The 13574-nt window shown below is 30.4% G+C and carries 7 protein-coding genes; 4 read left to right on the forward strand and 3 right to left on the reverse strand.

Features of this window, described 5'->3' with window-relative positions:
• Nucleotides 1-3: 3 nt before the first annotated feature.
• The gene (locus tag CSPA_RS01810) at nt 4-1140 is read right to left on the reverse strand and encodes a glycosyltransferase (RefSeq protein ID WP_015390510.1); all 1137 of its coding nucleotides are present in this window, start codon (nt 1138-1140) and stop codon (nt 4-6) included.
• Between the two features lie 210 nt (nt 1141-1350).
• On the opposite strand from CSPA_RS01810, the gene CSPA_RS01815 reads away from it, so the two are divergent.
• From CSPA_RS01815 to CSPA_RS01830, 4 genes are all read left to right on the forward strand, one after another.
• The gene (locus CSPA_RS01815; RefSeq protein ID WP_015390511.1) at nt 1351-2430 is read left to right on the forward strand and encodes a mannose-1-phosphate guanylyltransferase; all 1080 of its coding nucleotides are present in this window, start codon (nt 1351-1353) and stop codon (nt 2428-2430) included.
• 516 nt (nt 2431-2946) lie between these two features.
• On the forward strand, nt 2947-4044 hold the full coding sequence (locus tag CSPA_RS01820; protein ID WP_015390512.1) for a hypothetical protein: 1098 nt from the start codon (nt 2947-2949) through the stop codon (nt 4042-4044).
• Nucleotides 4022-8446, forward strand: coding sequence for a polysaccharide biosynthesis protein (locus CSPA_RS01825; RefSeq protein ID WP_015390513.1), 4425 nt, complete (start codon nt 4022-4024; stop codon nt 8444-8446). The genes CSPA_RS01820 and CSPA_RS01825 overlap by 23 nt, the downstream gene beginning before the upstream one ends.
• Before the next feature lie 445 nt (nt 8447-8891).
• Entirely contained in the window at nt 8892-9158 is a 267-nt protein-coding gene (locus CSPA_RS01830) for a sugar phosphate nucleotidyltransferase (protein ID WP_015390514.1), read from the forward strand.
• Nucleotides 9159-9422: 264 nt separating this feature from the next.
• Here the strand turns inward: CSPA_RS01830 and CSPA_RS01835 are convergent, their stop codons facing one another.
• On the reverse strand, nt 9423-11852 hold the full coding sequence (locus CSPA_RS01835; protein ID WP_015390515.1) for an excinuclease ABC subunit UvrA: 2430 nt from the start codon (nt 11850-11852) through the stop codon (nt 9423-9425).
• A 124-nt stretch (nt 11853-11976) separates the two neighbouring features.
• Nucleotides 11977-13359 (reverse strand): MATE family efflux transporter, encoded by a 1383-nt coding sequence (locus CSPA_RS01840; protein WP_015390516.1) that lies wholly within the window; start codon nt 13357-13359, stop codon nt 11977-11979.
• Between the last annotated feature and the right edge of the window lie 215 nt (nt 13360-13574).

Genomic DNA, 13574 nt, shown 5'->3' on the forward strand with positions numbered 1-13574 from the left:
ACCTCAGTTAATATCATTTTTATCTAAAGAAATATTTTTATTTACAGTAAGAAGTTTTAGTATTATTTTTAAAAAGGCTATTGAATCCTTCACTATATTTACATGGGAACCTTCTTGATCGATACATTTGACTGGCAACTGTAAAGCTCGAAAGTTAAGTTTTTTTGCTATATACATCATTTCAAGGTCAATAGCTAGTCCAGTATTATCATGTAAATATGGAAGAAGCATTTTTGAACAATTAGCATTTATGCCTTTTAAGCCTGTTTGCGAATCATAAATACCTTTAGGTAAGAGTGGTTTTGTAAGAAGTCTTTTAAAGAATGATATTAATCGTCTTAAAATTGAACGATTGGTTGCAGAAAAATCTTTTGTTCCAACAACAATATCATAATACCCTATATTTAGGATGTTTATCATTTTTGCAATATCGCCTATTTCAAAAGAGTCATCAGCATCTACGAAAATCATTACACTAGCATTTATTGAGCGAAGTCCTTCAAGGTATGTACCGGCTTTTCTTGTATTTTGCTCAAGTTCGTAAGTATTCAGTTGAAAATAGTTCGAAATTGTTGTAGTTTCTTCATGTTCAACTTCCAGTAACTTATCAATAAGCTTTTGTGTATTATCTTTGCTCCCATCGTTTACAAAATAAATTGTTGCATTTGTGAAACTTTCGTCTAAAAGAAATTTTAATTTTTGAATGAAGTTATATACTTTTTCAAAGCGAGATTCTTCATTGTATACAGGTATAATAATTGCAATGTCAGATATCTTGCTGGGGAATTCAGGATGCAATAAATCCTGAACATTTATTAAAATTTCATCAGGATAAGTTCTTCGCCAGCGCAATATTTTTGTTTTTCCATAGCCCTTTATTTTTGTTAAAATTAAATGTTCTGCAGGTGAAAGAAAGTTATTTATAAGTAATACATTTGAGGATGGATTTATATTCCGTAATCTATTTGTAATTTCAATTCCATCTGAAACTTTTTCTACATCAATAATTACAACTGGTTCAGTTATTTCGGTAATAGAATCTATGGAATTAGAATTTATTATATTAAGTTCATAAAAAGTAATTATGGATTCATAGGGGATAGCTTTTTTGAAATCAGTTATAATTAAAATTTTTTCCATTTTTGATGCTCCTTTTTGTTTCATATCATAGAATGGTATGAAAAATATGCGTTAAAAATTTATTGGATATCACATATTGTAAAAATATGTGATATATACTATATACTATATCATATATTGTAAAATTATGATATATTTATATTATGATGTATAATATAAATTAGATGGTAAATAACCTATATGTAACATAATGATTAAGGGGTTGGGGATATGAAGAATACAGCAATTATAATGGCAGGTGGCAAAGGTGAAAGATTTTGGCCTAGAAGTAGAAAAAACATGCCAAAGCAATTTTTGAGTTTAACAGAGGATGGAAAAACTCTTATTCAGCTTACTGTAGAAAGATTGAAAAGCTTGGTTGATATTGAAGATACTTTTATAGTTACAAATAAGGATTATAAGGAATTAGTTTTGAGTCAAATACCTAATATTCCAGAAGAAAATATATTGTTAGAGCCAGTTGCAAGAAATACTGCTCCATGCGTAGGCTTAGCTGCAATGCATGTTAAGAAAAAGTATGGTGATGCCACTATGATAGTTCTTCCATCAGATCATTTAATAAAATACAATGAATTTTACATAGATACTTTAAAAGTTGCTATAGATGTAGCAGAAGAAGAAAATAATCTTATAACAATAGGAATAATGCCTTCATATCCTGAAACAGGTTATGGATATATAAATTTTGAAAGAAATTTTGATAATTCAAGAGGAAATAATGTATATAAAGTAAATAGTTTTGTCGAAAAACCAGATTTGAATACAGCTAAAGAGTACTTAGCTTCAGGAAGATATTTGTGGAATAGTGGAATGTTTGTTTGGAAAGCTTCAAGCATATTATTAAATATTAGAGAATTACTTCCTGACATGTATAATGGACTAGAAAGGATATATGAAACTATAGATGAAAGCAATTCAGAAATTGTTTTAAAAGAAGCGTTTGAAAATATGAAATCTGAATCTATTGATTATGGAATTATGGAAAGAGCCAATGATATATATACTATTCCAGGGAGCTTTGGATGGGATGATGTTGGAAGCTGGCTTGCTCTTGAAAGGATAAATAAAACTAATGATGATGGGAATGTTGTAAAAGGAAATGTAATAACTATTGATACTAAAAAATCAATTATACAAGCACAAGATAAATTGATAGCAACAGTTGGAATAAAAGATGTGATAATTATTGATACTGAAGATGTATTACTTATTGCCAATAAAGAAGATACTCAAAATATTAAGAAAATAATTGAAAATTTAAAAATTTGTAATAGAGATTGCTATTTATAAATAGTATTCTTTATATAGATATCCAAAGTGAGAATTAGACTTATGCAGCAATTACCGAAATAAGATACATTTATCTTCCACAGGACTAGTGAAATTTTCACTGGAAGGTTCTAAATGGCGGCTTGTCGTAATTTCAGCGTGTTCCAGATGTAAAATCTGGACAAGCTTAAAATGAAACAAGCCATAGAGGGAACTCGACTCACGTTCGTTCTCTGCTTAAGAACCATCATCAGCTCAATTTCACATGCCTGCTTCCAGAAAAATGTATCTGATTTCTAGTGTAGTGTTACGATTATAATTTATCAATAATGCATATATATTACATTTATAAGTTTAAGTATTAATTTGGATATCTATATCAAAAACCAAATACTTATTATTTCTAAATTATTGTTATGTATAAGTTCTGATTAAAATTTCACAGCTCTCATCAAGAAATCCTGAAAAGATTTCGTAACTAACGACAATTTATAATTGAACATTGATAATTGAAATATATATATTAAGAGGTTTTATATGAGAAAGAAAAGAAGATTGCTAAATCTAAGAAGAATTGTTTTTTTAGCAGTTGTAATAGTTATTTTGTTACCCTTAATTTCAATTAATACATTTTTTATAATTCAATCTAAAAATTATCTTAATCAGTATGGAACTAAAGAAATTGAAGGTGTTAGAAACGAGAAAATACAGAACATTAAGCAATTTTATGAATTTATGAAGCTGGATATAAATAGCTTCTCAAATATTCAGGCAATGAATTATTTTGAACAAGACAATTCTAATAAGTTCATTGACATGAGCATTTTGAAGAATGTTAAATATTTGGGAAATGTATATATATTAGATCGAAATTTTAATCCAGTATATACATATAGAACAGAGGAATTTAACGAAAACTTAAACCAAGTAATTAAGCAGGCAAAATTTACAAAGCAATATTATATAAGTGATTTCTATGTTAAAGATGGAAAAGGATATCAATTTATTTTTAATAAAGTTATTAAAAACGGAGAAGTGATCGGCTTTGCTGCATTTGAATTTAATAAGGTTTTTTTCGATGAGCTTTTAAACAATAATAATGATGTTAATATTGATATTTATAATGGAAATTTTACAATTGTGGCATCAACCTTTGCTAATAGTGCAAATAGTATGAAAATAGATCAGTATACAAAAAAAATGCTAAACGGTGACACAAATACTGAAGTATCAGATGGTACAAGATTATCCTACAGCTTTATTGACTTAGGAGATAATTCTTTATATATTATTGCATCGAAAAGTGAGAAGTTGATTTTTAGTCCAATAAATAATTCTTTTATTTATTTGTTTATTTTCTTCATGTTGTCATTAGCATTTACAGTGGTGATTGCAGTTAGAGTTATATATTATATAGAGAAGAATATTAAAGCTACGCTTTTGGATAAGATTACACCAGAACTTAATGGGATTTTCGGTGAGGTTATGCCTGAAATGGAGGAAACCCTTGAACTGATTAATAATTCTGTAGAGAAGCTAGATGAATTAAAAGAGATAAAATCTAAGTTGTTGAAAGATTACAATGAAATAAAAAATAAAGAGGATAAGATAGATGAGGAAATTAGGAATATGTAAGAAACTTAGTAAGTATATCTATATATATCGTTATGATATTTTTTCAATAAATATTATGATTCTAATTATTTTGTGTATGTTAGCTCCTATTTATAAGCAAGGTCAGATTGTTTTTAGTGATATGGCTTTTGGCTTCACATCTGAAAGATATATGAATGAAATATTTGGCATTTGGAATGAGCGTTGGAGTACATCAACGCTTTTGAATGTTCCTAGATTAGCTTATATTTATCCTCTTTATCTATTATCAAAAATATGTAATTACGATGGACCTATATTTGTAAAAAGTTTTATTACAGTATTGATGTTAACCTCGGCAATATCAATGTATTTATTTTCTAAAAGAATTGTAAGTATCTATTTTTCAAAAAAATTTGATTTTCTTAAAGTATTTGCATTAATAACAGGATCAATTTTCTATGCGGTTAATCCATGGGCAGTAATTAGGATACAGCATATATATCTTCTTTGTGGATATAGTCTAATTCCGGTGGTATTAATGTTTTTCTTTAATACCTTTGATCCTAAATTTCAAGAACAATTAATACCAGGGTATTACATTTATTCAAGAAAGTTGTATCGTAGAAATGTAGTTGACATATTTTTCTTGAGCATTGTTTTTACAATAAGTGCAGGGGCTATTCATTATTTTTTCTATGATATCATTTTTATGGGTATTATTGGAGTACTAATTATAGGAAAAGCTATGATTAAGGCGGGATTAAAAAATAAAAATAGAATATATAGTATTTTAATAAATACTATAAAAAAGATAATTTTATTTGGTTGTATATTTGGTTGTTTTAGTGCCTACTGGTTATCTGCATATTTTGGTAGTATTTTATTTAAAGCTCAAGCTTCACAGCACAATATTAATGTTGTAGATACTCTTTCTCTGTTTAGTAGAAATAGTTCGATTAAAAATGTTGTTTATTTTATTTCTTATTGGTGGCCAATGTTCGACTTATCGAGTTTATCCATTTCTTTTTATTTAGGTGGAGCAGTAATTATTCTTTTTGTGTTTTATGCAATGTTTTTTAGAGGCTATAAATATAATATAATTGGTTTTTTTGCTTTGTGTACAGCGTTTTTTATGATATTTTCCACTGGAGTTAACTTGGACTTTTTCTCTGATACCTTTATTTTTATTGTTTCAAAAACTCCTATTATAGGATCTATGTTTCGAGATCCAAATAAATTTGTGGGGTTGATGGCAGTAGGCTTTAGTGTATTATTGACCTTTGGAATTCAAAGCTTTTTTGTTAGGTTTCAAAATAAGTCCTATGGATATTTTGCGAAAATATCAGTTATCGTTCTTGTAATTGTTTCTTTTTGTTTATATCTAGCACCTTTTTATATTCATTATATTAATGGTTTTTATACACCTATTAATATACCTTCAGATTATCTTGAAGTTCAAAATCACTTCAAAGATAAAGAAAAATTTGATAGTAAAGTGCTCTATATTCCAACTGCAGATAATATGATTCAAAGCTATAACGGGGTAGCGACACCTTTTTGGAATAAAAATAATGATGCGGGTGGAGTTGAAAAGGCTACTGGTGATATTCAAGTATATTCTTCGCAGAAGAATACGATTTTTCAACATGAAGGTAATAGCTTAAGCATTAACTATTACATGAATTTTCTTCAAAGTATGCTGGATAAGGGAATGACTCAAAATATGGGGAAGCTTACATCGGCATTTGGAGTAAATGAATTAGCGTATCATAATGAATATAATGGACAAGAAGTAAGGCAGAAATTTAATCTTGAGATGTTAAAAAATCAGAAAGGTTTAGAGAAGACCTATGAGAATGGAATATTTAGTTTATATGATGTAAAAGATAATATACCGTATTTATACAATGTGCCTAAAAAAATAATGACACCTTATGGTTATAGTAGATTAGAGAGTTATTCCAATGTACCAAATTTTAATTTTAAAAATTATGGAGTTATCTTTTCTTCTCTTGAGGGGAAGAGTTATATTGGAGCAATGAATGAAGGAGATTATATTGAAGTTAATAAGTATAATGATTTATTACTTTCAAATCTTCCAAAAGAAAATTATGTTTATCCTTTTGATGTTATTAATGATGGGGATGCCTTTTTGAAATGGAGTAAAACTTTAGTTAGTAATAATGATTGGAATTGGTATTTATCTTCACAAGGTTTGAAAAACTTTCCTTATGATTTTGATTTTGATTCAGGAGTGGCACTTACATATGCTACAAGTAGATTAGATGTACCACCTACTAAAATTGATAGCGTAAAGGGGTCACTTGTTGCAGATTTTGATTCTATGCTTAGAACAGAAAAATTTTTTGTACCAGATAATCCTCAAATATTTAATGTCGGTTCTAATCCAATAACAAACAACAATTCAGTACCAGTTTTACAAGGGGAAATTATGAAGGGTGACCCTCAAAATATTTGGCAGGTTGCTAAATCGGGATTACTTGATGCTAAAGCAAATAATCCATATAAATTTAATATTGTAGTTTCTGGAAGAGGAACAAATAAGATGCATATAAAAGTAAGGTTCTTTGACAGGCAAATGAATGATTTGGGCACAAATTATGTAGTAGCACCAAATGAGGATGTTAATTTTGATGCAGTTAATTTTAAAGGTGACTTTGTTTCTCCAAGTGGAAGTGCATATATGAGAATGGAACTTTTGAGTTATCAAAAACCTGAGCAAAAGAATTATTGGTGGATTCATGAGATAAATATCTATGATTTAGGAGAGTATAAAAAACCAAATAAGTTTACAATGACTAAAAAGTTTGACTATAAGCAAAAGGCAAAAGTCTATATGAGGACATTAGTTTCTGCTAAAGGAGGAGAACTTGGCGTTGAAATAAATGGGAAGGAAGTAGATGTAAATACGAAGGATAATTCATTAACACAATTTAAATGGATTGAACTTGGAGAGTATGAATTCAATTCTGGAAATAATGAAATTTCAGTTGAAAATAAGGAAGGTTTCAATGCTGTAAATGTTCTTGCAGTAATTCCTAATGATGATTATGATAATATATCCTTCCCAGTAAATGCTGCAATAAAGAGGAGCAATATATTTGCAGTATTAGAAGCTGAAAATGATTTTAATTATTCAGGAAATATTCAAAGTGAACGAACATATCCTAAACTAAGTATGGGGAAGGGAATAAGTTCTCAAAATGGTGTATTGGAAAGAGATATTGATATTGTTAAGGATAGTAAGTATTCTTTTTCCTTAAAGATAAATGGAGTTAGTAAAAACAATGGAAAGCTGAATATTAAACTCTTAGATGAAGATAATAATGCAGTGCTTGATAAGGATATATTAACCTCAGAATTGGCTTCCAATGGAAATAAAAAGGATATGGTGGTTGACAAAGAACCATTAAATGAGACGTTTCCGCAAACTATAAAGTATTTGGACAGCATTATTAACAATTATAATACAATAACACTTCATGATGTTTCTCTTTCAGAAGGAAAATATAAAATGAAAATCACCTTTGATAGTAATGTACCTTCTGCAAGTACAATAGCAGATATTCATAAATTTCAGCCTGATGAAATAAAAGTGGTAGATAATATTGAGGATATGTATGATGAAGGTGGAGGCGGAGATGACGTTTTAAGTGATAATATGATGAAGGATAGAATAGATGGAGACACCTTGCATCTGGATTTTGATAAAACTAATTCTACTAACTGGTATAATTATGCTTCAAGGAAAGCTGCTGTAGTACCAGAAGAAGAATACTTAGTTACTTTTAACGCTATTTCTGAAAATATAAGAAAGAGGCATATGAAGGTTACGTTTCTTGATGAAAATAACCAATATATAAGTGCAACCTACATAAATGATGTTGAAGAAAAAGAAAAGACTAAGTGGAATAACTATCAACAAGTAGTAAAAGCACCAGCAGGGGCAAAATATATGCAATTCAATATTCTATGTCTTGGGAATAAAACAGAAAAAGGATATATTGAAATGAATAACTATAGTATTCTTCCATATAAAGAGCTTATTACACTTGATAATGTTATGTATTTTGAAGGGGATAATATTGATAATTTCTTTGAGGGTAATTTAGAAGGTCATAAAGTAGAGTATAACCGTGTTGATACAATGAAAAGAAATTTTGAAATAAGTAATCCTTCTAGGGATAAAGTACTCTTAAATTACTCTGAGTCACCAAATCCTTTATGGGAGATTTCTCTTGGAAGCTTTAAAGATAGAGGCGTACTAAAACTCAATGGGGTAACTACAGGGATTATAACTGATGAGGATGGAAAAGGTACTATAGAAGTAGTTATTAGAAAATTATATTATTTCAGCTTTATTTTTATTTTTGTAGGGATAGGATTGTGTTATATTGCATTTAAAAAATGCAAAAAGTAGAATTTTATATATAGATATCCAAACCAAGAATTAGACTTACGCAACAATTACCGAAATATGATACAGTTATCTTCCGCAGTACTAGTGAAATTTTCGCTGGAAGGTTCTAAGTGGAAGGTTGCACCCATTTCTGCATGTTCCTAAAGTAAATTTATGACAAGCAGAAAGTGGAACAACCTTCCACTAATAACCATCATCAGCTCAATTTCACATGCCTGCTCCAGAAAAAAATGTATCATATTTCTAGTGTAGTGTTACGCTTATAATTTCTGAATAATGCATACATATTCCATTTATAAGTTAAACTCTTAAATTGGATATCTATAAGTTAAAACCTTTATGCTGTTATTTTGTAAAAAAATATCGGGGCGGTTATAGTGAGTTTCACATATATACAGGTTTAAACATATAATGAACTAGTATCATTACTTGGAGTTGAAAATGCGTGATATACGGGCTTATTTTAGCTGGAGGTAAAGGCAGTAGATTATATCCTCTATCAAGAGCCGGAGAGCCGAAACAATTTTTGAAGCTTATTAACGACAAAAGTTTTTTAGTTAATACTGTTGATAGGGTAATCCCATTAATAGATAAAGATAATATTTATGTTGTGACAAATTCAGAGTATAAAGAAAAAGTAAAAAATGAACTTGCAGGTATTAAAGAAGAAAATATATTTGTGGAACCTGCTAATAAAGAAACTGCGTTGTAGATGATAAAGGTCTTTTTTGAAAATTGGGATGGATAGTGTTTAATCAATATATAGATTCTTATATAGGATGTATTATTTTATCTTTAACTAGTAAATTAGATGATTTATACTACAAATGTACTTGAAGGGTTTAATTTGGCTTATTTTCTTAAATTAACTTGATGACCTTGTGTGATAGTCCTCCTGCATACTCTGACTTTTTAGCTCTATGTCAAGAGCAGGTGAGGGTTCTCACCTGTCTTGATAATAGAGTTATATTTTAGACTAAAGTCTTTCTTTTAAATATTTACCAGTTATAGATTTTGGATTGTCTTCTAAATCTTTAGGAGAACCTTTTGCAATGACAGTTCCACCATTGACTCCACCATCAGGACCTAATTCTACAATCCAGTCGCAGGATTTTAAGACATCAATATTATGCTCGATGATCAAAACGGAATTACCATTTTCTATGAGTTTGTTTAACAATTTAATGAGTTGAGCAGTATCATACATGCTAAGACCAGTTGTTGGCTCATCCATTACATACAAGATATTGCCTTTACGTTTTTTACCTATTTCCTTGGCAAGCTTTAGTCTTTGCGCTTCTCCACCACTTAAAGTTGAAGTAGGTTGCCCAAGTTTAATATATCCCATACCAATGTCTTTCATAATTGTAAGAGTATGAACGATTGGTTTGTTATCTTCAAATAAGCTTACTGCTTCTGATATTTGCATATCTAAAATTTCTGAAATATTTTTCCCTTTGTACGTCACTTGTAAAGCTTCAGGGTTATATCGCTTACCTTTACAGGTATTACAAGTTGTATACATTTGTATATTGCTACCTGGAAAAACTGATTTTCTACCACTACCGCTACAATCAGGACAAGCGCCATCTGAATTGAAAGAGAAGTGTCCTGCAGTAAGACCAAGCTCTATTGATTTCTCTTGTGATGCAAAGAGATTTCGTATCTTATCCCAGATTTTTATAAATGTAACAGGGCTAGAATTTATATTTCTGCCGATTGGAGCCTGAGAGACCTCAGCAAACCCAGAAATACTTTCGGCACCTAGAATAGTTTCTGCAATGGTTTCAACTAATGCGGAATCTTCATCACTTTCATCGCAATCAAGTATGTTTTTAGAATAATTTCTGAAATAGTCTTTTAACATAGGCACTAATGTATCTGAAATGAGAGAACTTTTCCCACTTCCGGATACTCCAGCGATACCAACAAGAACTCCAAGAGGGAATGATACGGAAACATCCTTCAAATTATTTGTTTTCGCATGTTTGATAGAAATCCAGGAGGTTGTTTTATCATTTTGAAGATTAGGTTTTAGGTTACGTTTCATAATCTTTTGTGTATCAGATAGATATTGCCCTGTCAAAGATTTATCGCATTGGAGTAATCCTGCATAATCACCTTCATAAATCACTTCTCCGCCAGCAATACCAGCCTTAGGACCAATATCCACTATGTGTTCTGCAACCTGAATTATTTTCCTATCATGCTCTACAATTATTACGGTGTTTCCTAAATCCTTAAGTCTCTTAATTGATTTTAATAATTCTTCTTTTTCTAATTCATGAAGGCCAGTGGTTGGTTCATCAAGAACGTATATAAGTGAATCCATGTTAGATTCAAGGTGTGCATTTAGGAAAATTCTTTGAATTTCTCCTCCACTTAATGTTGACATTTCTCTATACATTGTTAAATGACCTAAACGAGAATCAATTAAGGAAGACAATTTATTTATGATATCCTGAGCAAGGGTTTTGCCAAGCTGAGTGAACTCAATTTCTTGCAAAGTTTGTACTAGAAAATCCCTTGTTTGTTCAAGTGTCATTTTTCCAAGTTCTCCGAAGTGTTTTCCGTTAATTAATACACTTCTTGCTTCTTCGCCAATACGGTAGCCGTTACATGCACTACAAGAAATGGGGCGATATAAATCACCTATAAACTCCCCTTTTTTCTTTCGGGCTTCTAAAATTCGGGATAAACAATAACTTTTATTATTTGCACCACTATTACTTGTGTAATGTCCATTTTTAATCTCATTCTTTATTTCGTCAGGAACTTTATAATATGGAAGGTCCATGTATTTATGTAAATTACGGTCCAACACGCGTTCAATGCCACTAGTAGTACCTGCATTTCTAAACACTTGACGAACGGTTATGCTTTTATTTGATACCAGTTTGTTCATATTCACTTTACTATAGGAACCTTTACCAAAGCATTTCTTACACATTCCATTTGGACTATTATATGAAAAATAACTTACATCTAGACTATGCCCTTTGTAATCACAAGAACTGCATTGTAGATTTTTGCCTAGCGGAGTTCCACAATTAGGACATATTAGGGTTCCTTCACTATGATAGAGCATTGCTAACTGACTAAGTAGTCGAGTTCGTGAGCCAACAGTGGAACGAGGATTACTTTGACGCACAAGGCTTTGTCTTACAGAAATAGTAGGACTGACTCCAGTGATACTGTCAAATTTTTTATCATCTTCTAAACCTGGAAAGATGCCAAGCGACTGAAGATATTGTTTTCGTCCCTCTTCAAATATAATATCAAACATTAAACTAGATTTTCCTGAACCGCTCACACCAGTTGCCACAGTTATTTTGTTTTTAGGAATGCTAATATCAAATCCTTTTAAATTATGAATCCTAGCCCCTTTAATCATTATATTATTCATTTTTATGCCTCCTAGATATAAAAATATATTTCTAGACAAAATAACCACCATGTATAATTGTACGATTATACAATGTCATTATAAGTTTAGTAAGAAAAAGTATTTGGATACCTCATCTAGTTATCTATAAAACAGACTTAAAGGATAAGTTTTTCAATTGCTTGTGAAGCCAAACGAAAGCAAATGGAGTAGATAATACATTACCAGCTACAACACAAATGAATATACTGTAAATATTTCCATGGAAAACGTATTGAGTTAAAAATGCACATCCTAAAGTTATAACGACTCTACTGTAAAGAACGATAACTCCAGGTAGTGGCTTTCCTATTGCTTGGAAGAAAGCAGCCACAACCCAGTTAATGGCTACAAAACATGTAGATAATGCCGTAATTAAAACCTGTTTGTTTGCTAGGTCAATTACATCACTAATATCTGTGAAAATAGAGAAAATCCAATATGATGAAAGCATATAGAGGAGTGCTAAAGCAAAGCATAATCCAAAAACAAACTTTATATTAGTATTCATTGCCTTTTTGATTCGCTCAATATTATTATGACCAAAGTTTTGGGAAATCAATACGATAGTAGCACTTGAAATGGCAATAATAGGGATGAAGAGAATCTGATCGATTCTTCCAACTAGTGTCCATGAATTCATAATATCTTGAGAGTAGTAAACTGTGATGATTTTATTGTAAACACCTGAAATTATATACATTGATACAGTCATTAAAAGTTGTGGTAGCCCAATACTTAAAATTTGACTCATGATAGATTTATCTGCAAATGAAAAACTAAATTTAATAGGAATCACAGATTTACCTTTTAACGTATAAACAAAAACATATACAAAAGAGAAGAATAATGAAATTGAAGTTCCTAAACCAGCACCAAAAACACCTAATTTAAAAACAAACATAAGCAAAGGGTCTAATACGAAATTTAATATAGTCATAATCATGAAACCTTTTGTAGTTACAGAGGCTAAACCCTGCCCGACGAGAACGCCACCGATGATTTGTGATAAAATCATAAAGATGATTCCAGGTGCAATTCCATATAAATATTCAAGAGCGTAATTCGCTGCTTCCGAACTTAATGCGGAACCAGAAAGTAAATTTATAATCTCTGGGCCACAAGCATAACATAGTATTGTTACAGGTACACTAATTATTAGGCCGAGAATGAGACCGTTAGCTCCAAGGCATTTACATTTATCAAGTTTTCCTTCACCTATAAGCCTTCCTGTAGTTGCACTTAATCCGGTAGCAAGTCCAGCGGCAATCGCCTCAAAGGACAATTCCAAAGGATACAATAAACCTGTTCCAGAAAGTGGTGCGGACGAATGTGGATTGACAAGCGAGATAAAGTATGTATCTCCTAATAGATAAACGTAGTTAACAAAATAACTAATCATGATTGGGAACGCGAAAAACAATAGCGTAGAAATTATAGGGGCTTCAAACATACGCTCTGCCATAGAAATATTTTTTTGAGTTTTCATAAATTTTCTCCTTTTTCCAATAATTTTATTATTACGATAACGCCATGATAGCATAATGAATTTTAATTGACAATCCCCAATATAAAATGGCATTCTGGAGTGTTCTGAGACAATTAGCTATGCAAAATCTATGATTTTCTCCTGATTTCTTAAATTTCCTATTTGTTTAAATTATTTAATAATTTATAATCTCATGTAAATAATGGTATTTATAT

It is taken from the genome of Clostridium saccharoperbutylacetonicum N1-4(HMT) (assembly GCF_000340885.1).
Taxonomy (GTDB): domain Bacteria; phylum Bacillota; class Clostridia; order Clostridiales; family Clostridiaceae; genus Clostridium; species Clostridium saccharoperbutylacetonicum.

Coding starts and splice junctions, on each gene's coding strand:
- CSPA_RS01810 (WP_015390510.1), bottom strand. CDS start 1,140: ATGGAAAAAATTTTAATTATAACTGATTTCAAAAAAGCTATCCCCTAT.
- CSPA_RS01815 (WP_015390511.1), top strand. CDS start 1,351: ATGAAGAATACAGCAATTATAATGGCAGGTGGCAAAGGTGAAAGATTT.
- CSPA_RS01820 (WP_015390512.1), top strand. CDS start 2,947: ATGAGAAAGAAAAGAAGATTGCTAAATCTAAGAAGAATTGTTTTTTTA.
- CSPA_RS01825 (WP_015390513.1), top strand. CDS start 4,022: ATGAGGAAATTAGGAATATGTAAGAAACTTAGTAAGTATATCTATATA.
- CSPA_RS01835 (WP_015390515.1), bottom strand. CDS start 11,852: ATGAATAATATAATGATTAAAGGGGCTAGGATTCATAATTTAAAAGGA.
- CSPA_RS01840 (WP_015390516.1), bottom strand. CDS start 13,359: ATGAAAACTCAAAAAAATATTTCTATGGCAGAGCGTATGTTTGAAGCC.